The organism is Vibrio sp. 2CM40D, assembly GCF_023161825.1.
GTDB classification, from domain to species: domain Bacteria; phylum Pseudomonadota; class Gammaproteobacteria; order Enterobacterales; family Vibrionaceae; genus Vibrio; species Vibrio alginolyticus.
On the sequence record NZ_JALNTL010000002.1, the window covers coordinates 266788 to 292379 of the forward strand.

Here is a 25592-nt window from a genome sequence, read left to right on the forward strand (position 1 = left end):
CAACAGCAACAGCAACAGCAACAGCAACAGCAACAGCAACAGCAACAGCAACAGCAACAGCAACAGCAACAGCAACAGCAACAAAAGTCTCAAAACGAAGGGAAAGAAGCGCAAGGACAACAGTCACAAAATCAGCAAGATTCTGAAAATAAAAAAGAAAAACAAAAAACGGAACAACATCAACCGCAACGAGATGACAAGCAAGTGAAGGATCAAGGTGAACCAATACAGGCTAAAGCGCATCCCGAAAAAATGCATCAGGATGATCCTGAGTTCCGTCGACTAGAAGCAGTAGAAAGTGCTCGCGACCCAAGCTTTTTGATCCGTGCGCAAATGCAACTTCAAGCGCAACAAAAACAACCTCCACAACAATCTCAAAAGGAGTGGTAAGCCTGTGATGAACAAAGGCGTAAAACTGGTCTTTATTTTTGTGGCCAGCCTAATATCCAGTTTCTCGGTGATGGCACAGACACTTCAAGCTAGTGTGAATAAAACACAAGTAGCCAAGAATGAAGTGATTAACCTCAGAATCATTTCAGATACTGAGCTCAGCTCAGACTCAATCGACTTCAGTGTTCTAGAGAAAGACTTCTTCTTGGGTCAACCTCGTTATGGCCGCTCTAGCAATAACATTAACGGAAGAAAATCAGTGCGTACCGAATGGAGTATCTCAATTGCACCAATGAAAGAAGGTGTTCTGACTATTCCAAGTTTTTCCGCTGATGGCATGAAAACGGAGCCGATCAAACTACGTGTCAACGCGAGCCAAACAGACCCCAATCTTGATGATCTATTTAGCTTCAATATTACGGTCGACAACAGTACGCTCTACCCTCAGCAATCTGCAACATTACGTATACAACTTCTAATTAAAGCGGACACTCGACGCCTAGATAACCCGCAAATAGTACCTCCACAGATTGAAGGCATGAAGCTTGAGGCACTGGGTGGCTTACAACAAAGACAGAAGATCTTAAATGGGTTAGAAGTAGCGGTCATAGAGCAGTCGTTTCGCTTAACGGCCAATCAACCAGGCACTTATACCTTGATAGGTCCTAAACTGACCGGTTCTTATATTTATGGCGACAGCTTGACGGGCTCAACCAAAATAATGCCTATCAACACCAAAGCGGAACGCATGCCAATCACGGTCAAACCGATTCCGAGCGAATTTAAAGGTGAATGGCTTCCTGCTTCAGCGTTAGAAATGACACAGAGCTGGCAAGACGATCAAGGTAATCTATTGTCGACTAACGCGATCAACACAGTAAAACAAGGCTCTTCACTCACTCGAACCATTCAAGTTAAGGCTCGCGGTACACAAGCCGAATATCTGCCACGAGTCAATATTAGTTACCCGAGTTCACTGCGCGTGTATCCCGAACAACCTAAGTTCGATAGCGCGAGAGATGGCACCGTTACCATGACGGTGAAGCAAGTCATTATTCCTACAGAGGCCGGGAAATATACCTTACCAGGATACGACTTGAACTGGTGGGACAGTCAAAATGATGAAGCGAAGAAAACAACGTTACCAGAGCTAACATTAGACGTAGAGAAAAATGACACTGGGCTAATCACGTTGCCGGAATCGCCTCTTTCAGCGCCTTTAGTGTCAGCCCCTAGTCCTGAATCAAGCGGCGATGTAAACAGTCTCTGGCGAACATTAACCTTTGTTTTCCTAGGGCTTTGGATAATGACATTGGGAATCGCTACTTGGGCATGGAAAAAGCGGTCAATAACAGCGAGTGGAACGGTTTCAAATACTGAACAACCACTTTGCATCGACGCGCTAAAAAAAGTCATCGAAGAGGGCGATGCTGCGAAAATTGAACGCTCTGTAAATGAGTATTTAACCACTCATCAAGACAGGTTAAACCCTGGTGACGTACAAGCAATTAAGCAAGAGCTTAATGCCATGAATCAAGCGTATTTTAGTGCTAACCAACAACCTTGGAGCCCTGATTCGCTGCTAGCGAAAATTCAAAACCTTGGCAAAGCAAACGTAACGAAAACCGACCACCAACTCGAAAAGCTATAAATAACTAGATAACAATGGCAGCTCTCATGAGCTGCCCATTCTCTTATGCGGTCAAATTTGCTTTAGCGGTTTTATCTAGAGCACCAACCGCCGCCCCCTTCCCTATCAAGTTGCTCTTATGAACATCACTCACTCAACAAACACTTGGGGCTCGTATTCGTATCGCCTTACACAATTTCGCCCATGATTCTTCGCTTGATAGAGTGCCTTATCCGACAACTGATATAAATGGTCGAAATTAAAGTCTTTACCTTTCGCTTTATAACAGGAGTAACCGACTGAAACGGTAAGTAACTCCCCTTCTGGGTTATGTCGATGCTTTATCCCCTCGCCCTCGATGCACTGACGAATGCACTCTGCTCTCAGTCGAACCTCCTCTTGCTCAGAACCAATCATGAGCAATGCAAACTCTTCACCTCCGATACGGCAAAAAACTTCATCTTCACCTTTGGTATGATGATCCAAGATATAGCCAATTCGCATCAATGCGATATCGCCTTCGAGATGACCATAGTGATTATTGAATAAGCCAAAATGGTCAATATCAATCAGGATCAGGCCAAACGACATGTCGTCTTCACACTCTAGGGCACAATATTTTTGCATCACATGTTCTAACATGCGGCGATTACCAAGACGCGTCAAAGGATCGAGCTTAGAAAGTACCTCAAGCTGTCGATTGGCTTCCTCCAACTCTTTTGTTCGGTTCTGAACCTCCAGCTCTAAGTTTTCGTTTAATTCGCGAATCGCCTCTTGAGCTTGAGTACGTTGCAATACTTCAGCTAAGCTGGACGCGAACATACGAATCACTTCACGTAACTGAGAAGTTAACGGCGCACGTGTCAGCAAATTATCAACAGCGATAAAGGCGATAGGACCACTGCTATTTGAAGTCAATACCGTCATCGCAGCCCAACCAAAGCCAACAATATTACAGTCATGATAAATAGGCACTGATTCTTCAAATGCGACTTCGTTTGGCATTGAGCGAGCCAGATTTATAAGAGAGAAATCTTGGGTTTCGCCAAAGAAGTAAGATTCATCCACCACGTTACCTTGAATATCGGTACCCCACGTTCCTTGCATGTAAGAGCAATTTTCATCAGTTAAAAACACCGCCATTCGATCAATACCAAGATTTTTAATGGCGAAAGTGACGGCCGATTTGCATACTCCACTGACAGTAGTGCAACGTGATAACTCAACCATGCTTGAATGCAACATGCGTACGTTTTGTTCTTGGCGCTTACGAATGTAAATTTGAGAGAAGAGTGAACCAAACGAGTCCAACATCTGTTTTTGATATGCCGTTATCGGCTTACGATGAATAAAGTTATCTAGCGCGAACCACCCAAACGGTTCATTGCCATCGCGTAAAATCAACATCGCATTCCAGCCCTGCCCGATGACCTTGCCTGCTGTGTATATTGGCGCGTCTTCTACAATCACTAAGTTGCTCTCAAGGCTAGATAACGCGGTGATATACTCCTCGCTAAGTTGATGTAAATCGTATTGTGTGTGAAATTCATCAATCGTAATTCCTGACTCATCCGTGCCGTATGTACCACTGAAGCTGCGCTTTTTCATATCGAGAAGCATCAGTGTAGAGCGATCAAACCCAAGTCGTTCACGTAACGCTTCGACGGCTTTGTAGTACAAGTCCTTTAAAGAATCAGGATTAGAGATTTCGAGTGCAACTTGCTGAACTAACTTCATATTTTCGATAAAGCGCTCGCGTTGGCTAATCTCATCAACATATTGCGCTTCACGAATATCTCTGTGCCTGATCTCTTTCGAGGCATTTTTTTCGGCACGAATACATTGCCAACGCGCCGCTGCGAGCTGCATTGCGTCGTAACTTTCTTCATAGATATTATGTGCTGTGCGAGCATGTACAGATTGAATCAGTAAGTAGGTACGTTTGATAGGCGTGTTGTCGAGCATCATGATGTAACTATCACCGCCTAAATCTCGGGTGTGATTCCAGTTACAAGTGTTGATCGCCAGAGGTATGATGCTTTCAGAGGTATCAAACTGACTTGCCCACTCCCAGAATGTCTCAGGATAGTTTTGGGTTGGGTAAAGCTCTCCGCGAGAGAAGCTCATCGAATGACGAGGGTTAATTGAAGGATCTTCAAAAATAGCGAGGGCTTGAGGGGAGAACAGACTCTCTAAATGATCAAAGATTGCCTCCGCTAGCAACCGATGGTCCCTCGTTGAAGACACTTTTCTTGTAAAACTTCTTAAACTCACCCTACCAACCTAATCTACTTTTTTATCCTCGATAAAAAACTACTTAGGCCATGATATGCAATCAATACGTTCAAATTTGAGCTGTTAAGTCATTCGCAAAATTATCAGATTTAGTGTTACATTCGAGAGCTCTTCAGCACTTTTAAAGCCATGTTTCACATAAGTTACATACTTTATAAACTGGGGAGGAAAGTTATGCTTATTTACAAGATTTTTTGTGTTGGTAGGCGTTATAAGCCCACGACTTAAAAAGAAAAAGGCCCCTCATCAAGAGGGGCAAAGTTACCATCGCTTATAGTTATTTAGTGATGCTTGTAAATACGGTGGATTAACCGAAATCACCATTTACGTAGCCTTGAGTACGGTCGTCTTGAGGGTTGCTAAAGATCACTTGCGTATCGTTGTGCTCAACCAGTTCACCCATTAGAAAAAACGCAGTGCGGTCAGAGATACGACGCGCCTGTTGCATTGAGTGAGTCACGATAACGATGGTGTAGTTCTTCTTTAGCTCTTCCATCAACTCTTCGATTTTGTGTGTCGCAATTGGGTCAAGTGCCGACGTTGGCTCATCCATCAGAATCACATCAGGCTCCATCGCGATTGTACGTGCAATACATAAACGTTGCTGCTGACCACCAGAAAGACCGAATGCGTGTGATTTAAGGCGATCTTTCACCTCATCCCAAAGTGCAGCACCGCGCAGCGAACGCTCTACCACTTCATCAATTGTCTTTTTGTCTTTGATACCTTGAGCACGTAAGCCGTAAGCCACGTTCTCGTAAATGCTCATCGGGAATGGGTTTGGCTTTTGGAATACCATGCCGACTTTGATGCGAAGGTCAGCAACATCAATGTTGCCGTAAATATCTTCGCCGTCCATCGCCAATTTACCTGTAATTTTCACGCCTTCGATTAGGTCATTCATTCGGTTCAAACAGCGTAGAAGCGTTGATTTTCCGCAACCTGACGGGCCGATAAGTGCCGTCACTTGGCGAACTGGAATTGGTAAGTTGATCGATTTCAGTGCTTGGTTGTCACCGTAGAATAGGTCTAGGTTTTCAATATCAAATTTGTTCATTGTCTTAATCTCTTAATTCTTGAATTCGTGTCTTTTAACGTGCGTTCTTAATTAGTGTTGTTAGTAAGTTGCGGTGTTAAAACGTCTAGCAATCAGTTTCGTTACCATGTTGATCAAGAGAACAACTACGATAAGCACTGTTGCCGTACCGTAAGCCTGATTCCATTCTTCAACGGTAAACAGTTCGGTAGTCAGTTTGTATAGGTGAACGGTTAGCGTACGACCTGAATCCAATAAAGAATCCGGAATACGTGCAACCATACCTGCTGTCAGGAATACTGGAGCAGACTCACCAATGACACGACCAATACTTAGAATGACCGAGGTTAAGATACCTGGCATTGCGCTCGGAAGAATCAAACGCCAGATAGTGTAAATCTTAGAAGCACCGAGGCCATAAGAGCCTTCACGGTACGTTTGTGGTACTGCCATCAGCGCTTCTTCCGTTGTACGGATGATAACTGGCAGGATTAGGATACTTAGCGTCAATGCACCCGACAGAATCGAGAAGCCAAGGCCAAGAATCGCCACGAAGAAAGTCATACCAAACAGGCCGAAAATGATCGACGGGATACCCGCCAATGACTCGGTACAGAATCGGATGATTTTCACCAAACGACTGCCCACTTTCGCGTATTCGGTCAAGTAGATTGCCGTCATGATACCGAGTGGCGCTGCCACTGCGATAGAAGCGATAACCATGTAAATGGTCGCCACAATCATTGGGAAGATACCGTGCTCTTCACCTGTGCGCGTATAGTTATCAGTAATGAAGTTCCAATCTACGTGTTGTAGACCGTTTGATAGGATGTACCAGATAATCCAGAACAAGAAACCTACCGTTAGTGCTGCCGAGAACCAGACAAATGCGTTAAAGACATTATCTTTGAACTGGCGTGCTTTTTTTAGTTTTGCGCGATCCATAATAGTCACCTTTAACGAGCGATTACTTCGCTTTTTCTCGGTTTAGGTACAGTAGTACAGCGTTCAACGACATGATGAAGACCAGAAGTACTACACCTGTAGCGTAAAGTGCGTTCGCGTGAACACCACTTGCGTAAGACATTTCAATAGCGATGTTTGCAGTTAGTGTACGAGCCGAATCCAAGATGCCTTCTGGCATTGCCGGCGCGTTACCCATAACCATAATGATCGCCATGGTCTCACCTAATGCACGACCGATACCCAGAATCACACCTGTCATGATGCCTGAGCGAGCCGCTGGAACGAGCAATTTAAAGATGGTGTAGATTTTCGATGCGCCCAGTGCCAAAGAACCTTCTTTATAAGTACGAGGGACAGCGCGGATAGACGTTTCAGATACCGTAATTACTGTTGGTAGAATCATCACACCAAGAACAATAATACCGGCCAAGATAGTGTTACCTGCAGGTACATCAAATACCTTCTGAATCAATGGAACGATAATAACCAGACCGAAGAAACCGTAGACCACTGAAGGAATACCGGCTAGCAGCTCAACCGCTGGACGGATAATGTCTGCTAATCGCTTTGGTGCGATTTCAGCGATAAAAATGGCGGTCAGAACACCAATTGGAACCCCAACAATGACAGCACCAGCCGTCGATACGATAGATGCCACAATCATGGTGGCGACACCGTAAAGCGCAGGTGGTAACCAGTTTTGTCCTAAGACAATGCCCGATACGCCTGCTTCTTGGAATGCCGGAATACTCTCTCGAACGATGAAGTATGCAATAACGGCCAATGAAACAATGCCGATTACGGCACTCGTTAGGAACAAGCCGTGGAAGATGCGCTCTTTCCAGTCTACACGACGCTTCTCGCGTAGGCCTGACTTGCTGATAGCTCTAGCGTCAGTATTCATAAGCTTTTCACTATTTGTTGCGATGGTCATTTAAAAATCTCACGGTTCTGGGCAATGCCGTTGAACACAATGGATAGAAAAGGCTCAGCCCGAAACGTTGGGCTGAGCAAACTTTAGAGTCCCGATGGGATTAGTTAACTGAGATGTAACCTTTTTGGTCAACTAGCGCTTGCGCTTCGTCAGTTAGCATCCAGTCTAGGAATTTTTGCGTTTCTGTTGATGGCTTGCCTTCTTTGTAAAGAACAAGGAATGGACGCGCTACTTTGTAAGAACCGTTTTTAACGTTAGCTACCGTTGCATCAACGCCGTCGATTGCTAGCGCATTAACAGTGTTGTCTACAGTACCAAGAGAAATGTAGCCGATTGCGTATGGGTTAGATGCAACCATTGTTTTCAGTGCGCCGTTACCGTTTGCAACTTGAGCACGTTGAGAGATAGCTGATACCTTCTTACCAGAAATCTTCATTTTTAGAGACATGATGTCTTCAAATGCGCCACGAGTACCAGAAGCTGTGTCACGAGTAATGGCTACGATTGGCTTGTCTGCACCACCGACTTCTTTCCAGTTTGATACTTCGCCTTTGTAGATTGCAGTCACTTGCTCAGCTGTTAGACCTGGCAGTTTGTTTTGTGGGTTAACAACCACTGCGATACCATCACGAGCAACCACTTCTTCGATTAGTGTTGATTCTTTTTCAGAGTCTTTTAGATTACGAGAAGACATACCAAGGTCTGCTGAACCATTTTTCGCTGCTTTTACACCAGCTGAAGAACCAGGACCTTGAACTTCGATAAATACGTTAGGGTTCTTCTTCATGTACGTTTCAGAGAAAACTTCCATCAGTGGAGTTACGCTGCTAGAACCCACTGCAGAGATAGTTTCTTTAGCAGAAACAGGAGTCACTGCCATTGCGCCTAGAAGTGCGATTGCACCGATTACTGTCTTTTTCATCACAATTTCCTTAAGTGGCTTTATTGCCGTTGTGTTTCACTTGAACGGTGCTCACTTTAGAATTTGAATATGACAGTTGTGTTTCACTTAGTTGAACCCTCTATGACACGTTGTCATTTCTAACTATTAATTCCGCGACTTATCCCTCTCTCAATTTGAACGTAACGTTTTTATAAGTTGCCTCATGTTCAAGATGATAACCCCATCGATTTTGGTACATTTCATAACAATTAGATATGAGTAACTCATTGATTTAGCGAATGTAACAATTAAAATCGAAATGCTTATTTATAAAAAAGATAATAATCAAACCTATAGAGGGTCAATCTCATGCGTCAATTTCTTAGTACGCTTTCTATTAAACTTCAGGTTTTTCTGCCTGTTCTATTCACAGTTATATTACTCATCATTGGACTAAGTGTCGGAATCGGTAAACTCGATCAAGCATTCAATAAGGTTTCGGCTTCCACCCATAAGCTAATCATTCACAAAGAGGAACTTAGCGGCATCGTAGACAACACTTACGCCATGCGCATCAAAGCCATTTATAGTCTATTTAGAGCCGAAGATGTTCAGTCTCTCAACCAAGAGCTTTCTGAGCGACAAAACAAAAATCGCGATTTTCTTAACTCCATCGACAATCTCCCTGGCGTTCAAAATGAAGTCAATGCTATGCGTAAGGCCATGAATCACTATGTTGATTTCACTCGCGTTACCATGACACCTCTGCTCACCACTAAACACTCTTCTGATTACACCACCTCTGATTTCAATCAAAAGTACGAATCTACAATGGCTGAGTATCGATTAGCTGGCGAAGCGATGATCAACGCCATCGACAAACTATCTAAACAATTGAATCAAATCGTCACCGATGAAGTCGAAACGAATGGCGAACAACATTCAACCACGCTAACTTACAGCGCCGTCTCGCTTGCGGTGATCTTGAGTGCCGCTTCACTTATTAGTTGGGTACTCGCCAGCTACATCGTTGCGCCGATTCGTAACCTTCAAGTAACGATGCAGGAAGTCGCGAAGGGAAACCTACTAGTTAAGGCCGAAGCCATCGGGAAAAACGAAGTGTCTCAGCTGGCTCGAGATGTAAACCAGACCATAGAAAAACTGCGTGAAACTGTAAGCGCATTGGTTCGCATTAGTGAAGATGTGGCATCAGCATCAACCGAGTTAGCAACTGTTATGACTCAAAGCAGCGTCAACTCGGATCAAGAAAAGCAAGAAGTTGAGCAAGTAGCCTCGGCGATCAATCAGCTAGAGTCGACCGCAGCTGAAGTATCGACCAATGCACAAGAAGCCGATAGTGCATCAAATCAAGCACGTACGTTAACCTCACAAAGTATAAGCATGTTTGGGGAAAGCACTCGCGCAAGTGAAAAGATGGCGGAACAACTTAACGAAGCCGCTGCCGTCGTAACTTCGCTAAAAGATCAATCAGAACACATTGGTCGCGTGATCGAAGTGATTGAAGGTATTTCTGAGCAAACGAATCTACTTGCACTGAATGCAGCGATTGAAGCTGCACGAGCGGGCGAAAGTGGCAGAGGCTTTGCGGTAGTGGCCGATGAAGTACGTATGCTGGCAGCGCGAACTCAGGAGTCCACCAAAGAGATCCAAACCATTATAGAAGAGCTACAGCAACAATCTGGTCACGCAAATGAAAGTATGCATTTCAGCTTAGCCATGTTGTCAGACAACCAAGCTCTGACACAAGAAGTTAGCCAATCACTTGCTAATATCAGTAATGCTATCGCCGATCTGAACTCAATCAACACTCAAGTTGCGACCGCATCAGAAGAGCAGAAGCAGGTCACGGCTGATATCAACAACAACTTAACGAACATCTATGAACTAGTGAGCCAGAACGTCACTGGCATTACGCAATCCGCTGCTGCCGCTCAAGAGCTTTCTGGCTTAGCAGAAAACCAAAAACATCAGCTTAAGCAGTTCCAAGTTTAAATTCTCTGCTCAACACGATAAGTTCCAAAGGTTAGAAAAGAAAAAGCTCCGCACTGGCGGAGCTTAATAACATCTGGATTCGTGAAAATCCAACGGGGTGATTACTCCTCGTCAGTAACCAGCAGAACAGAGGAAATGTTCGTTGACTCTAGTGGGTTCCAGTTGTAAACCTCACCATTAAATGAATCAAACACCATAACGTTTGAGCCATCACCGTTTGGTGTGTTACTCCAGATGTAACCAGCATAGTCACCCACCTCTAGCGTGTAGCCACTTGCGAATGCAGTGCCGTTCATCGCAGGGCTATGGCAAGCACGTTCTGTCAACGCGACTAACTCCTTAATGTTTGGTATGCGCCAATTCTTTTTGCCAGCGAAGTCATATAAAGCATGATTACCTGATTCATTGCGGATTTGCTCAGCGGTTGATAGCGCTAACTGCCATGACATCTTAGTCGCAGCGCCATCACAAGCTTCGTTTGCCGTATTCCACGTTGAACCAACAGGACAACGCATCCATGTTAGACCTGTTTTCAGGTCAGTTACGGTACCGCTCTCAGAATATGTATAACGCGTGTTAGGTGCCGTTTTAGCAAAGTCAGTAGAACACTCTTGTGCAGCCATTACAGTTTGAGAAGCCAAAGCAAGAGATAGTACAGTTATTAATTTCTTCATCTTATTGGCCCTTTACTGCTACTAGACGGATTGGGAATTGGAATGACGTGCCTGTGTCACGCTCTACTTTGTCAGAATAAATTTCAACAAAGCTTACGTGGCCACGGTCAGCGCCCTTCGCTGCAATCACTGCAAATTGAAGTGCACCTTCGTAGTTAGCAGGAGAGTAATTATTAAATGTGAAATCACTTAGCCAAATAGCACCTGAATTAACGTCTGGGCTGCCTTTACCCTGTTGAGGGAAGTAAGCTGTCGTCATACCATAGACATTGCCGTCGGCGTCTTTCTCTGTCTCACCTAAGTCTAGAACATCGTAGAACTCTTGGTATGTTGGTAGGCGCCAGTCACTAATGCCACATAGTGATTGCTTGTTTATATGTTCAACATATTGGCTTGTTGAACAGATGCCATCAGCAGCATCCACACAACCAACGACTTCAAGATCTTCGTAATACGGCTTAAATGTTTCAGACTCAAACGCAAATAGGCGATCTTTAAATTGAACCGAGCTCGCATCCGCACTCTTGTTTTCCCAAACAAGACCAGTACGTTCGTCCATAGTACAAGCCCACTCAGTCGCATCTGCAGCTAAAGCTGCACCTTGTGAATCTAGCTTAACGAACTTAAAGCCAGCGCCTGTCGACGTTTGCTTGTCCTCTTTGTCGAAGCCGTATTCCGCATCTTGACCAGGGTAAGACGCTTGAACCTCTGCTACGTCTGCTGCTCCTTCAGCAAAATAAAGAACGGCGCCCGTATCGTTACTACCAACCGTTTGTTCAGCAACCGCTACAATTTCTTCAGCAAATGCACTTACTTCCGCTTCAGACAGAAGATCAGAGGCCAATGATTTACCCTGGAAGCTAAGGCTTTGAGCAAGCAGCGCTACGCCTTGGGTCATTTGTTGTGGCTGCATCGCAGCTAATAGCACAACCGTGTTTTGCTCTAGCTTGTCTAGCTCGCTAGCTTCTGCGTTAGACATCACCGTACCAGAAAGAGAAACGCCGGCATCGGCGAGTTGCGCTTTCACAATCTCTTCAGCTTGAGCAACGGTTTTACCGTCAATTACAAGACCCGCGAGCAACGTTGTTACACCATTGACCGTGTTACCCGTTGCTAAATTTTGACCCGGAGCCGCAAGACGCAACGTTTGGTTTGAACCTTGATCAACTTGAGCAAGAATGGTGCTGGTTAGTACGTTTTTGTCGCTTGAAGTCAGGCTAAATTTACCGGCATTATCCGTTTTAGCACTCGGTTCAGTGGAATCACAAACGTAGTTTTGGTTTAAATCGATACATACTGGCGTATCAAGAAGTGTACCTGCAGAAACGATGGTGCCAGCTACATCATAGGTCGGTGCCGACGTGTCACCACCAGAACCTCCGCCACAGCCAGCAAGGGCTAGTGACATAGCAACGAAAGAATATTGAAACTTCATAGATTTTATCTTCTTTTGATTTTAATTAACGAGAGCGAATCACTCTCACCATTGAAAGCAGGAAAAGTCCTAACAAGGTCCAAGGCGAACCACTGCCACCTGAACCACCGCCACTGCTTTCTTTAGTGGTATCAGCACTACACTGATACTGAGCAAAGTGACTCACACCCCACTCTTTCAACACCCCAGAGTTCCCTGACACGCGGTCAGACACTTCGAGACGCCAAGTACCCCAACTCGGTTGACCGACAAGTGCTTGTAACTCCTCGTCATACTGAGCGGTGAAGTAACCTTTAAATCCTTTGGTATTGCTTGATTGATGGCTAAGTAGCACGACCGATTTGCCTTGTGGAGACACTAGCGTCACTTGCAGATCTTGCAGTGAGTCATGTTCGATGTTCAGGTAAACCGCAAACGAATCATCAATCGTGCGTGACTTGTCCGATAGCGTCTGAGAGAACAGTCTGTCGCCCTGTTCCGGCAAAGCGGAGTTCACTGGTTGAGGCTGGATATCGAGCTCTGGCGTACCATTAACCAGCACCACCTTTTCACTCCACTGGTGAGTCTTTAGGCCTTCAGCAAATTGATAATCCAATGAAATAGAGGAATCGAATTGCGTGCCACATGTTAGACCGCTTGGTAACGCCACCTTCATTGAGGTCAAGTCAGAAAGCGTTTCATCAAAGTCGAAAACAGATGCGTTGTTTAGCTTCCATTGCCCTTTGATGCTCGCTTCACGGCCAGTTTGGCTCAGGCTCAAACCAACGTCTTGACCTTGTGCGATGTATCGAGCGTCATAGCGAACACGAAGAGGCGCTTTAAGTAAGTTGTGTCTGTTGAAGCTGTCCGTCAGGAATTGGGCGTAGTCTTTATTTGGGAACAAGGTGTTTGCGGCAAACACGGTCGACTCCGCCAGATCATGCATTTTCACGCCACGACCAATGCCGTACATGCCTTCAAGAACAATGGCGTCAAACTCGCGGAACACCCTATCGGTATCATCACCGTATCGTTCAACCGATGCTTTAAGCGCTTGAAACAGCGGCGTTGACCATAGCTCGTCACCTAGTTCACCGCCCACACTGACGTGCGCTGGGTACTCTGAGCTCTCGAAGTAACGTGCTCTTTGGTTCCATAAGCTACGAGTTGTTTTGCGTGTTCCGAACACACCGTCCCAGTTGAACACCGTATCTAACTCGAATTCTTGACCACGACGCGAAGCATCCAAATATTGAATGCGGTAGCTCGCGCTGCCCGCCCAGTAATCAGCAAAACCCTCTGCGATAGCACCAGTGTGACCGTACGCCCAATCCGGTACGATTTGGTAATGAATGCCATGCCCAAGCTCGTGTATCACGACATCAGCATCGACTGCATCCGGAGAAACACCACCGACACCTAGCATGAGTGCTTTCGGACCGTAATAGTAAGTAGAGTTATCTTTTGATAAACCGCGAGCGTCAAAACGAAGCGGTTCGTCAAACAAGTCGTAAGGCAGGCTTGTCAGATATTGGATCGAGCTATCAAGATGATAAAAAGCCATCAACTGTGGGAACGCATTGTCACCAAACTCGGTGCTTTGCATCTCATCAACACTGTCAAATGCTTGAACCCCTTCTGCGCTGAGAAAGTCCAACGTATCGAGTACAGGCGCTTCACCAGGTGTTGGGGCTGCAAATAAGCCCGTCGCATCCACTTGCTTCAATCTTGGGTTAGACAAATAGAACTTACCGCCGGACTGTAAAACCTCAATCGACTTGGTGACGTACTCGATCGGCTGAGGGTAATCAGACAGTGCTGACCACGTCGATTCTGGTGCCGCTTGCTGTTGCATGGTGCGAAGATCTGGGTTGAATAAAGAAACCTCAACATTAACCAGACTTCCAGAGCTCAAAGCAGGTGGCTCTTGTGCTTGCAGTTGGCGAGGCGATTCCAATTCCATTGCAACCGTTGGTTTACCGTTGCGAATGATCGTATCTTCAAGGCTCTTAAACACTCGCACAACGTGATGATTTTTATCGGTTGTTACTACTAGGGTGCGCTGTGCTTGATATTCACCGTTTACCCAAACATCAAAATTGTAATGCTCACCAAGCTGAGACTGGGTTTTGTAACGGAACTTAAACTCGCCCGCTTCTGAGTAGTGGCTATCTAGATAAGTTTTCGCTTGCGCTTCATTGGTCACCACAGAATCCGTTGAGGGATAATCCCACTCTGCAGCCTGTGCCGCAGGGGTACAAGCAATAAGCAGTGAAAACGCCAATGGTTTTAGCTTCATGATTTCGTCCTAGAATTCGTATTTTGCATTTAGCGTGAAGTAGCGCCCAGGCTCAGTTGAGTAACGCTTACTTTCCTCAGCGATACCCGCTACGTCTTGGTATCGGATGTACTCTTTGTCGAACAAGTTGACGATGTTTGCGCTAACACGAAGGTCTTTGGAAACGTAGTAAGTTGCGCCAATATCAAACGTATTCCACGCACTTGTCTGCGCGCAATCTGTCGCTAGACCAAGCGTGGTCTGGCATTTAGGAACGCGATCCATGGCCGCGGCCCAGTTCCAAGCCACGTAAGCATTGAAGTCTTGGTTGACGTATTTCAGTTGAGCGTTACCTTCGAATGGCGTAATGCTTCGAACGTATTCACCTTCCGCGTCTTTGCCATCTACGTAGCCAAACTTGGTGCTGATGTTCCATCGCTTAGTGATCGCGTAACCTGCAGAAAGCTCTGCACCATACGTCTCGACACCATCGAGGTTTTGGTATTGTTTAATGTAATTACCATTGCTTGAGTCAAAGCCCGTGGTCACAACGTCGATGAAGTTTTCAAACTTGTTGTAGAACAAAGACGCATAGATATACGCACGACCGTTATCGAACTTGTTACCGATTTCAAATGAGTCGGAAGTTTCAGCTTCTAGATCCATGTTTGGTGCAATGACAAACGGCGTGAGCGGCACAAAGTCGTGGCTTACGAAGCCATACGCTTTATCGTATTCCGGAGCACGGTAACCATGGTTATAAGATACATAAGCAATGTTGTTGGCAAATACCTCACGAGAAACCGACAAACTTGGAGATACCTCTGAGCTATCCATGTCTTTTAATGGGAAGCCGCCCACTTCAGCCGCACCGTCTGGCGTGAGACGGTGCGCATCAAATCGTAGGCCACCTGTGATGGTCCATTTATCCAGTTCCACCATGTCTCGAACATACAAGCCAATGTTATAAGCACGAGCAGGAGCGAAAGGTTGTTTGGTCGAAGGTGTTACTCCGTTCCAATCAATCTTGGAGTCGCTATCTGTGCGTTCGTAATAGTCTGTAGAAAGCTCAACACCGTAAGCCAATTGGTGCTCAGCATTTGCTGCATAAATCGTATTAGTGAAATCGCCACGGAAGCCAATTGTTTCGTCAATGAAGGTTTTGTGTTCCAGCTCGCGACGCTTGGTGATCAAACCATTGTGATCCACTTGGCGCATTAAACGGTTGGTGTCCTCCACCACTTCGGTGTGACGCCAGTAAACTTTGGTATCCAACTCTTCGAACCAAGTTGGATTAATCGGAGTCACCTCTGCACCAATATAAGCGCTGTACTCTTCTGTGGTTTCATCCTCAGCAAAGTCTTCAATATGCCAAATTCCATCAGGTTGAATGGACGGTGAACCCTCCAAACGCTCTTGGTTCTGGGTGTAGAGTTCAGCTTTCGCTTTCAACATCACCTCTTCATTGAAAAAGTGGTTGATCGTATAAGCACCGCTGTAACCATCGAGGTCGCGGTTATACAACTCTTCATCAAAGTTACGTGTTTCTTGTCCTTGCCAGTATGAAACGTTAAACAAACTCTCTGTATCACCGGAACGAAAAGCTAGATTACTCGTGCCTTTGTACTTGTTGCTGATATCGGTGTAAGTACCGGAAACATCGGTGTAGAAGTCTTTGTCTTTTAAGAAATCACCCGGCTGACTGGATTCTAAAATCACCACACCGCCGATCGCGCCAGAGCCATGCACCGAAGAACTTGCCCCTTTAATGATTTGCAGCGATTCAAAATTGGATAAATCAAAAGTATCTCGCCCAACGGCATCATTAATGTCATTCGCACCGAAGCCATCCGCAGAACGAATGCCATCACGAACGATCATAATGCGGTTACCCGTCATACCACGGATGGTAATGTTTTGCGGACGTCCTGCACCGCCCGTCACGCTTACACCAGGTTCGTTACGCAGCACGTCATATAGCTCGGTCTCGCCTCTTTCTTCGATTTGCTCGTTTGTGATAACCGCGACACTACCTGCCACTTTTGACAATGGCTGATCGATTTTATTGGCGGTTACCACCACCTCTTCCATTGAGAAAACCTTAGATTCGGCGTGCACTTGACTGGCAGCAAGTACCGAAAGTACTGCCGCTGACACTGGGGTAAGCTTCATTTACTGCTCCGCTTTAGATGTTTTAATGAGTGATAGTAGAAATGCGTATTCTTTTGCTTGTTGTTCTTGCGCTTGTCGTGGGTCCATTTGGTGGCCCGAATTAAAATCAGTTTGCAACAAGTACGGCCCGTTGCGCTCACTTAACGCTGAAACTTTAGCGAGATACTTAGCGCCTTCCCAATATGGCACGCGCTGATCGATTAAACCGACTTGAACAAACATGGGTGGGTAAGCGTCTTTATGGATATTGAGAATCGGATCGTACGCCTTCATTAACGCCAATTGTTCAGGTTTGGTTGGGTTACCCCATTCGCCATACTGCTGTGTGGTAAGCGGAAGTGAGGTATCCGACATACTTGCAACCACATCAACAAAAGGCACTTTAAGTACGACACCTGAAAACAATTTAGGATCTTGATTAACCGCTCCGGCCACCAACGTGCCACCAGCACTAGAACCGATGGCGAAAACCTCTCTATTGCCACGTTCGAATGTTTGCAGCGCCTTCGCGGCCGCGACAAAATCACCAATAGAATTGGCTTTTCGCACACCACGGCCTTGCTCGTGCCATTCATCGCCAAAGTACCCACCGCCACGGACATGGGCGATAGCGTAAATCACACCTTGGTCGAGTAAACTGATAACCTGAGGCATAAAGTACGGTTTCATCGTAAAACCATACGCGCCGTAACCGTAAATCATCACAGGAGATTGTGGGTGCAATTTGTCTTTGCGATACGCCAAAGAGACAGGGACAGAAACGCCGTCGTGCTTAATAAAAATACGTTGGGATACATAACGCTGACTATCAAAGTCTTGGTAAGCATCTTGAGAGTACAAGGATTTATTCAGCGTTTTTACATCGAACTCTTCCCACTGAGGAGGCGTAGTCATCGACATGCTTCGGATACGAATTTTGTTTGATTCAAAATCGCCCAATGTGCTTAGCCAAGCGACATTACCATCGTGTTCCAATGGCAGTATCACTTTTTCCTGACCTTGGTAAGAATACACCGTCAAAGTCGACACATTGTTTGGCTTGCTAAGTGCCACAACTCCTGCATCATAAAGGTAGAACTGTTCAAGCGGCTCATGAGGATTGGTAAAGCGTTGCCATGTTGCGCCAAGCGGTGCGAGTTCGGCTTGGTAAAGGGCGAACTTTCCTTCCAGGTTGCTTTTAAGATAAATGTAACCTTTCGCCACATCCGCGTAATATTCCACACCCACTTCAGGCTTTCGCAATGAATCTGAGACAGTGCCCGTTTCTAGATCGACAAGCTTCTGCTCTGTTGTTGACTCGTTGTTGCTTTGTAGCACAGCATAACGGCTATCTGCCGCACGATAGAAAGAAAGTAACCAATCTGACTTGGGTTCATTCCATAGGACTGTTTTTGCCAAAGATTCAGTGGAGATACGTAAGATCTGATGAGGTCGCTGAGTGCGCTTTTCTTTTGCAACGAGGAATGCCACTTTCCCGTTAGGTGACAACAATACGCCACTATCGACGTGCGTCGCCAGTTCCGTAGATTGGCCGGAGAGTAAATCAACAACCACAGCACGATATTGTTCGCTGCCGTCGATATCTTCCGTGAAAAGTAATGTGTCACCATTCACTTGCCATTGACCAAGTTGGTAGTACTGATGCGCAGATTGTCGTTCATCGAAATCGAACACCACGTTTTCTGGTGCATGTTGACTCGCACGGGATAATAGTAAGTAACGACCATCGCGACGCGTTAGCGTCCACTCTCTTCCACTCATGATCGACCATGGCTTATCACCTTTGTCTGCCACCATGGTATCCCACTGCGTGAGTAGGTTTTTTGTCAACGTCTGATAACTTTTTTGGTGCTGTTCAGTTTTGTGGTTTTGTTCTGTTAGGTAGGTAAGAACTCGCTCATCTTTACGAGCATCATCTCGAAGCCAGTTGAAATCATCAGCAGCAAAGCCAGAACTAGAGGTAATTATGAGCCCTAAAAAAACATGAGTAAATTTCATATAGAGAGCGAATTCATTTATAGGATTAATACAATGGCGCGTATTCTGCCCTTAAATAAAAATGAGATCAATTATCATTTTCATAATCATGTGAGATTTTTATCTAGTGTGTGAGGAAAAACGTTTGCTTTGACCGAGGTAATAAAACTTAATAACTTTCTAAATTAGCGTTCTATGCTGTTTATATACAACCAGACAAATATAAAAGCTGACAAACGAGTGAGTATGGAAAAACGCTATTTCACCTAGCGACAGACATAAAAAATCCGAGTGCGAACACTCGGATTTTTAAGAACTAAAATCCGTGGGAAACTACAGCAGCTTTTACTCTTCAGAGCTCGGTGCCGCTGGTTTTTTCTTAGGGATGAAGACATCATCACCCACAGATACGTTTTTGTAGAAGCTCTTGTCACGCTTAGCTGGTTTTTTCGCCGATTTTTTCGCTTGAGGGCGAGCTTTCTTTGCGGTCGCTTTCTTATTGCGGAAATCTGGTTTAGGTGGCTTAAGGCCTTTAAACTTACCTTTCAAATCTTCAAACACTGAAAACTCAAGATCTTGTTGTAGGTATGCTTCTACACGTTTAAAGCTATCCCAGTCTTTTGGACCAACAAGAGAGATTGCATCCCCTTTGTTTCCAGCACGACCAGTACGACCAACTCGGTGTACGTATTCTTCGGTATGCTTTGGCATATCGAAGTTGATGACGTGTGTCACAGTTGCAATATCCAAACCGCGGGAAGCAACATCAGTCGTTACAAGGATCTTAAATACTGCGCGCTCAAACTGACTCATAATGGTGTTACGTTGAGTCTGGTTCAAGTTACCACTTAGTGCTACAGCCTTCAGTTTCTTTTCGTTCAGCTTTTCTGTTAGTCGCTCAGTATCATCACGCGTTGCCGTAAAGATAATAACTTGACGGTATTCAGCCTCAGAAAGAACACGATCTAAAATTGCCTCTTTATGATCTAGGTGATCACACAAGTAAAATTTTTGCGTGATATCTTTATGTTCTTCGTTAGAAACGCCGATAGCAATTCGCTTTGGCGCATTGAGCATTTCAGCCGCGATTTCATTGACGTCTGCATGATCTAATGTCGCAGAGAACATCAACGTTTGACGACGACGATGCTTGGCTGCTTTATGAATGCGACGAAGCTCTGGTGCAAAGCCCAAATCCAACATACGGTCTGCTTCGTCCAGAATTAGCGTTTCCAAACCATCCAGATAAAGCGAACGGTGCTCTAAGTGATCAGCCAAACGTCCTGGTGTCGCCACGATAAATTTCGGGTAACGACGCAGAGCTTTTACCTGATCGTTAAAGTTCTCACCACCCAAAATCAGTGCTGCTTCATAAGATAGGCCAGCTAGCATAGAACGAAGCTCACCATATACTTGTTTCGCTAGCTCACGAGTAGGAGCAAGGATTACCGCGCGAGGGTCTTTCGCAGAAAACGATTTTGTCTTTAAAGACTTATGAAGCATTGGCAATACAAACGCCAAAGTCTTGCCCGAACCTGTTTTCGAAGATGCCAATAGATCCTTGCCTGCAATCGCAACAGGAATCGCCTGCTGCTGAATGTCAGTCGCTTTTTTAAAATCGTAGTGTTTTAGGTTCTTCAACAATCGGTTGTCTAGGCCTAGATCTTTAAATTGCAAAGTATTCTCCAATAAATCAGTCAGCGTCTGAGCGCTCTGTAGTGTCGTTTCCGCTCTAACGCAGCAAAAAAATAAAGCTCGGTATAATACCGCAAATCATAGGAGTATAGATAGAGATCACACAAACTAATTCCCTGTGGTAACGGTAAAACATCATTTGTGGCTCAGTTCAGAGTAAAGACTAGCCTTTTTGATGAGCAGCTGGACAGGAAGTTTAGAGAAAAGCCGTTCAAATATGCCTTCTATCCATCAACAAAACGACTTAAATAGCAGTTATTTGGGCCAATAAACTTTCATTTGTGTCAATATCGTCTAAATTATTGATATCAGGAACGTGGCAAATACACCTGCTATGAAAACTGTTGTGAGAACGAAATAAAGGATAGGTAGTTAAACTTTGTTAAGTTCAGGTAAAAGTTGACGTCAGGTACTCCATGAAATTCTTGGGTTTTTTTGACTTTTGCTACATCATGTACTGATAAAATGTAACCACATTTAACCTCGCTACTGTATAAAATAATAGTTAGTGGCGAGACTTTCACTATAAGCAAGGAGTTCTTATATGAACAAAACGTTGATCGCAGCTGCAGCAACTTCAGTACTTCTACTAGCCGGTTGTGCTTCTTCTGATGACGCAGCTACAGCAAATGCAGCAAAATTAGACGAACTAAGCAACCAAGTTAGCCAACTAAGCCAAGACGTACAAGCTCTTCAATCTGACGTTCAAAAATCAGGCGCAGCAGCAATGGCTGCTCAAGAAGAAGCTGAGCGTGCTAACGAGCGTATCGATAACATCGCTCAGTCTTACACTAAGTAAGATTTAATACCGCGTCTTAACGCCCGTTAAGGCGCGGTTATTTCGATAGGAACCCCATTCTGTGCAGCGATTGCTGCTTTAGCCTTCACGTTTTTCATACCGAATTCATCCAACCACCACTTTAACTCTTTCGGCACTTTCAGTTCATCTTTCTCGCCATTACTACGAGTCAAAGGCTCATGTGCTTCTAAGAACACACTTCTGTCAGGCTCAAGTGTCATTTTGATAGGCTGGTTAATGATGTTAACGTCTTCGCCGTTACGAACCTTGTCAAATAACCACTCAATGTCACTTGGGTCCATACGAATACAACCCGCGCTGACTCGCATACCAATCCCAAAGTCCTTGTTGGTACCATGAATTAGGTATTCGCCATTCCCGTAAGCTAAACGCAATGCAAACATACCAAGTGGATTATCAGGCCCCGCAGGAACAACGGCTGGTAGGTCAATGCCCTTTGCTTTGTACTCGGCACGAATAGAGGCTGGAGGAGTCCATGTAGGGTTCGGTCGTTTTTGGCTGATACGCGTTGTCATTACTGGGGTATCGCGCCCTATTCGGCCAATTCCGACAGGAAATACATGGACAATATCCTCTCCTTTCGGAAAGTAATATAAGCGCAGCTCGGCTAGATTAATAACGATACCTTTATAAGGTACGTCTGGGAGGATTAGCTGTGTCGGAATAGTAAGAACATGCCCCTCTTCTGGTAAGAAGGGATCCACGCCTTTGTTTGCGGCCATTAAACCTAGCATACCCACATCGTAGAGCTTAGCGATATTTGCCATGGTTTCGCCTTCTTGAACGACGTGGTTTTCAAGGCGACCAATTAAACGGCTTCCATCCTCTGGTAATTCGTACATCTTAGCGAATGATAGACCACTCACTAAAGATAACGACACAGATAGCAGGGTACGTTTTGCGAAACTCATTGATCGCTTTTTGCTAAGCATTTCACTCTATTCCTTGGCACTTTTAAAGAGCTGTAAGGTTATCTCTCTTTCTGTCTTGTGATCAACCATCGGCTTGTGATATTCCAGTAAAGAAAAGCCCTCCCAAGTCCAAGGTTTATGGATGTATTTGTTCGGTACACTTTTGATTTCTGGTACCCAGTGGCGCACAAATTCACCATTAACATCGAACTTTTCGCCTTGGCTTATCGGGTTGAAAATACGAAAGTATGGCTGCCCGTCACAGCCCGTAGAGGCAGACCATTGCCAGCCACCATTGTTCGCTGCAAAATCGCCGTCCACCAGCTTACTCATGAAGTACGCTTCTCCCCATCGCCAATCAATATGTAAGTCCTTGGTAAGAAAGCTCGCGACAATCATACGTAATCGGTTGTGCATCCAGCCTGTTTGATTGAGCTGACGCATTGCTGCATCAACGATTGGGTATCCTGTTGTTCCTGTCTTCCATCGCTCAAAGGCTTTCTCATCATAGGACCACTGGATTTTATCCTCCCAATCGATAAATCCTTTGCCTTTGACGAGTTTTGGTTCGAAAACCAATAGGTGCTGATAAAACTCACGCCAAATGATCTCACTTAACCAAGTTGCTTTCCCTTCTGTAAGGTCATTTTGTTGATTTTCAGCATACAAACGAGCAATACACTGCCTTGGTGATAGCGCGCCAATCGCAAGGTATGGAGACAGTTGGCTAGTGCCATCAAAAGCTGGAAAGTCTCGCTCGCTTTGATACGCGTCACTGCGCTCCCGTGCAAATTCCCTAAGCTGCTTCAAAATATCATTAGTCGAAGCCAGCCAGTCTTCACTGGATTCTCGAGGATAACTAAATGTGAAGCTTGAATTAAATCGAGCCGACTCTAATTGTTCGAGTACCTTTTTATTGAGTGGCGCTTGCTCGTGAGGTTTTACTACCGTCGGCATATGGAACTGCGTTAACCAAGCACGCTTGAATGGCGTAAATACCTTAAAATATTCGCCTTGCTTATTAAGAACCGTCGTTGGCGCGTGCACACATTTGTCATGAAACAGTTCAAATTCGATATCGTGAGAAGCTAACGCTTCACTTACTTGTGTATCGAGCTCTCGTTCGTTCACCTCATAGTGAATGTTTGCCATGACAGACGTGGCTTCAAGTGTTTCCGCCCACCCACTAATCACATCTGTACAATCGGAAAACGACGGCACCTCTTTGTACAAAAAAGGAATATTAAGGCTTTCAAGCTCCTCGTTAAGACAGGCTAAGCGACGAGCAATGAGGTCTGCCTGCATCGGCGCCATGTGATGCTCCCGCCACTGCTCTGGCGTCGCGATAAAGCAAGCGACGACAGGCTGACCTGAATCCAATGCCGCTTTGAGTGCCGTGTGGTCTAACGTACGCAAGTCACGTCGAAACCATACTAAAATCATGGTAGCTCCTATCTTTTGTCTACTAAGTTAGGTGTAATTTCTCTATCACTTCAGAGCACCCCATCCGATCACCTAACTGTGCGTGAAGCATTTTGATGGACGCTACTTGTTTAGCAGCTAGTGCTTTATTGGAGAAAAGGTAGATAAACGAACCATTTTCAATGACCTCATGATCTAGTAGACCAGAAACATCATCAACCTTATCGATCAAAGTCGTGTGATACCCTTGTTCACAAAGCTTCGCTGCTTGAATCCAACTCTCAGATTCTCTGTTTTGTTCAAAACTAATGAGCAGACACTTTCCTTTGGAAGCGGCTTTGTTTTCAGAATCGATTACAAGGGCAAGTCGAGTGATCAAACAAGTCTGAAATAACCCCACCGGCAAGGATCGCAACGATCCTTTTACCATATCTAGCGCATCAAATACTGGGCTAATAAACTGATCAATAACGAGTTTTAGTGGGTACTCTTTAAGAACAGAGGCAAGTAAACTCTCTGCTTTTCCTCGATTCAGGGTAGACAGCGCAAGCAGCATGTTTTCAACTTCTTCGAGTGTGTGAACCTCGTTTTTGACTTCGACATCGGCGCTTTTTCCTAGCAGCCCCTTCACTTTACCAATCGAAATCCCCTTCGCGAGCCAGCTCTGGACTTCGCGAATCGTATCGAGATCTTGCTGGCGATAAAGTCTGTGTCCTTTTTCAGTTCGCTGAGGTTGGATCAAGTTGTATCTTCGTTGCCAAGCTCTCAGCGTAACTGGTTTTACACCCGTGATTTCTGCGACATCTCGGATCGCGTATAGTTTTTCTTCTGAACTACAAACCATAGCGTAATCTCATCTCCTGCGGATACGGTTCTAAAAACTTCTGTTTTGCTAAATACTCGTCTGGGTAAGTATTTAAGTAATGCTTAATCAATGTAAGTGGTGCTAGCAGAGGCAGCATTCCGATACGGTAGTCGTGAATCACTGTCGCTAACTCTTCTTTTTCTTCTTTAGTTAGTGAGCGTTTGAAGTACCCTTGTAAATGCATCAACACATTTGTGTTGTTTTTGCGGCTAGCCCGATTCGTTAACGCCTTCATAAGTCCTAAACGATACTCTTGGTAAAAGTCTTCAATTTCATAATTAGCGACATCGGCAACTAAGCGGCCAAGGGAGCGGTATGACTCTGGGTGGTGTGCCATTAACGTCAGTTTGTAGCGCGAATGAAAGTCGATGATTTTGCCACGAGTAGGCTCACCATCCATCGAGTCGTAAAAGTCATTTAGACAAAATACTCGAGTAATAAAGTTTTCTTTCAATACAGGGTCGTTAAGTCTGCCATCCTCTTCAACAGGCAACCAAGGCATTTTTTGCATCAATGTTTGTGTATACAAGCCAACACCTTCTTTCGCAGCACTGTTCTTGCTGTAAACCTTGACTCGCTCCATGCCACAAGTTGGTGACTTGGCACAAACGATGTAACCACAAAGCTGCTCGCTTTGAAGTTCATCTACTTTATTGGCCGAGTAAGTGAGCATATTGTCGGTATGATCATTTTCTGGATTTTTGGTTTCAACCAATGCAACACGCTCTTCATTAGAAACAAGACGAATTGTTGGACGGGGTACTGGCATACCTACGCCGACTTCAGGGCATACCGAAACAAAGTCAAAATACGGGCTGAGCTCTTTAGTCACAAAGTTGCTCACCTTATGACCAGAGTCAAAACGCACTCGTTCACCCAAAACACACGAACTGATACCTACTTTGATTGAAGATTCCATGATGACGCATCCCTATACAAAAAGTTTTGTTGTATAACTTATAACAAGCCTTTCCAGATTGTACAAGAAAATAAGTTGTACAATTTAATCGTTTTACTTCACTCGAAAGTATTTCGATCAACCAGCTTTCAGAAAAAAGTTTGGCCCAAAAACAAAGAATTTGTGCGCGCAATCGACAAACTGCTCAAAAGCAAATCGATTGCTCTTTTGGTTTCAACAGATTTAGTTATCAATAGGAGTTGCAGTTTCTAAATGCGTGGTTTTTGTGACTAAGCTCTCAAGGGGCTACTGTACGTCC

At 45.0% G+C, this 25592-nt stretch carries 18 protein-coding genes and 1 pseudogene; 4 read left to right on the forward strand and 15 right to left on the reverse strand.

Annotation, left to right across the window (positions count from 1 at the left end; all coding sequences use genetic code 11):
• Positions 1-390: pseudogene (locus tag MTF70_RS04595) on the forward strand (hypothetical protein); the annotation flags it as partial.
• 4 nt (positions 391-394) lie between these two features.
• Positions 395-2041, forward strand: coding sequence for a BatD family protein (locus MTF70_RS04600; RefSeq protein ID WP_025768551.1), 1647 nt, complete (start codon positions 395-397; stop codon positions 2039-2041).
• 129 nt (positions 2042-2170) lie between these two features.
• Here the strand turns inward: MTF70_RS04600 and MTF70_RS04605 are convergent, their stop codons facing one another.
• The 5 genes from MTF70_RS04605 to MTF70_RS04625 all read right to left on the reverse strand — a co-directional run bounded on the left by MTF70_RS04605 (position 2171) and on the right by MTF70_RS04625 (position 8173).
• On the reverse strand, positions 2171-4294 hold the full coding sequence (locus MTF70_RS04605) for a GGDEF domain-containing protein (RefSeq protein ID WP_025768552.1): 2124 nt from the start codon (positions 4292-4294) through the stop codon (positions 2171-2173).
• 328 nt (positions 4295-4622) lie between these two features.
• Positions 4623-5372: a phosphate ABC transporter ATP-binding protein PstB gene (gene pstB, locus MTF70_RS04610; protein WP_005375156.1), complete on the reverse strand. Its 750-nt coding sequence runs from the start codon at positions 5370-5372 to the stop codon at positions 4623-4625.
• A 60-nt stretch (positions 5373-5432) separates the two neighbouring features.
• Positions 5433-6296: a phosphate ABC transporter permease PstA gene (gene pstA, locus MTF70_RS04615; protein ID WP_205461265.1), complete on the reverse strand. Its 864-nt coding sequence runs from the start codon at positions 6294-6296 to the stop codon at positions 5433-5435.
• A gap of 22 nt (positions 6297-6318) precedes the next feature.
• Positions 6319-7251 (reverse strand): phosphate ABC transporter permease subunit PstC, encoded by a 933-nt coding sequence (pstC, locus tag MTF70_RS04620; protein WP_005375154.1) that lies wholly within the window; start codon positions 7249-7251, stop codon positions 6319-6321.
• A 100-nt stretch (positions 7252-7351) separates the two neighbouring features.
• A complete protein-coding gene (locus MTF70_RS04625) occupies positions 7352-8173 on the reverse strand; it encodes a phosphate ABC transporter substrate-binding protein (RefSeq protein ID WP_005375153.1) in 822 nt (273 codons plus the stop codon).
• A 330-nt stretch (positions 8174-8503) separates the two neighbouring features.
• Here MTF70_RS04625 and MTF70_RS04630 point away from each other — a divergent pair, with 330 nt between their 5' ends.
• Entirely contained in the window at positions 8504-10147 is a 1644-nt protein-coding gene (locus tag MTF70_RS04630; protein WP_017635422.1) for a methyl-accepting chemotaxis protein, read from the forward strand.
• Positions 10148-10248: 101 nt separating this feature from the next.
• On the opposite strand, the gene MTF70_RS04635 is transcribed toward MTF70_RS04630, so the two are convergent.
• The 6 genes from MTF70_RS04635 to MTF70_RS04660 all read right to left on the reverse strand — a co-directional run bounded on the left by MTF70_RS04635 (position 10249) and on the right by MTF70_RS04660 (position 20351).
• Positions 10249-10821 (reverse strand): DUF1566 domain-containing protein, encoded by a 573-nt coding sequence (locus MTF70_RS04635; RefSeq protein WP_017820503.1) that lies wholly within the window; start codon positions 10819-10821, stop codon positions 10249-10251.
• Position 10822: 1 nt separating this feature from the next.
• Positions 10823-12256: a DUF1566 domain-containing protein gene (locus MTF70_RS04640; RefSeq protein WP_205461263.1), complete on the reverse strand. Its 1434-nt coding sequence runs from the start codon at positions 12254-12256 to the stop codon at positions 10823-10825.
• A 25-nt stretch (positions 12257-12281) separates the two neighbouring features.
• A complete protein-coding gene (locus tag MTF70_RS04645; protein ID WP_025768556.1) occupies positions 12282-14534 on the reverse strand; it encodes a proprotein convertase P-domain-containing protein in 2253 nt (750 codons plus the stop codon).
• Between the two features lie 9 nt (positions 14535-14543).
• A complete protein-coding gene (locus MTF70_RS04650; protein ID WP_053307913.1) occupies positions 14544-16685 on the reverse strand; it encodes a TonB-dependent hemoglobin/transferrin/lactoferrin family receptor in 2142 nt (713 codons plus the stop codon).
• Positions 16686-18683 (reverse strand): prolyl oligopeptidase family serine peptidase, encoded by a 1998-nt coding sequence (locus MTF70_RS04655; RefSeq protein ID WP_053307914.1) that lies wholly within the window; start codon positions 18681-18683, stop codon positions 16686-16688.
• Between the two features lie 324 nt (positions 18684-19007).
• Complete coding sequence (locus MTF70_RS04660) at positions 19008-20351, reverse strand: DEAD/DEAH box helicase (RefSeq protein WP_031778885.1); 1344 nt, start codon at positions 20349-20351, stop codon at positions 19008-19010.
• Between the two features lie 550 nt (positions 20352-20901).
• Between MTF70_RS04660 and MTF70_RS04665 the strand changes: the two genes are divergently transcribed.
• Positions 20902-21156, forward strand: coding sequence for an Lpp/OprI family alanine-zipper lipoprotein (locus tag MTF70_RS04665; protein ID WP_005375145.1), 255 nt, complete (start codon positions 20902-20904; stop codon positions 21154-21156).
• Positions 21157-21182: 26 nt separating this feature from the next.
• Here MTF70_RS04665 and MTF70_RS04670 read toward each other — a convergent pair whose 3' ends face one another.
• From MTF70_RS04670 to MTF70_RS04685, 4 genes are read right to left on the reverse strand one after another with little or no spacing between them, the layout of a single operon-like run.
• Positions 21183-22109: a L,D-transpeptidase family protein gene (locus MTF70_RS04670; RefSeq protein ID WP_025768560.1), complete on the reverse strand. Its 927-nt coding sequence runs from the start codon at positions 22107-22109 to the stop codon at positions 21183-21185.
• A gap of 6 nt (positions 22110-22115) precedes the next feature.
• The gene (phrB, locus tag MTF70_RS04675; protein WP_053307915.1) at positions 22116-23531 is read right to left on the reverse strand and encodes a deoxyribodipyrimidine photo-lyase; all 1416 of its coding nucleotides are present in this window, start codon (positions 23529-23531) and stop codon (positions 22116-22118) included.
• Between the two features lie 22 nt (positions 23532-23553).
• Entirely contained in the window at positions 23554-24354 is an 801-nt protein-coding gene (locus tag MTF70_RS04680; RefSeq protein ID WP_205461261.1) for a MerR family transcriptional regulator, read from the reverse strand.
• Positions 24344-25294 carry a DUF1722 domain-containing protein gene (locus MTF70_RS04685; protein ID WP_005375141.1) on the reverse strand — a complete coding sequence of 317 codons (951 nt, stop codon included), beginning with the start codon at positions 25292-25294 and terminating at the stop codon, positions 24344-24346. Before MTF70_RS04685 ends, MTF70_RS04680 begins: the two co-directional genes overlap by 11 nt.
• Positions 25295-25592 lie beyond the last annotated feature (298 nt).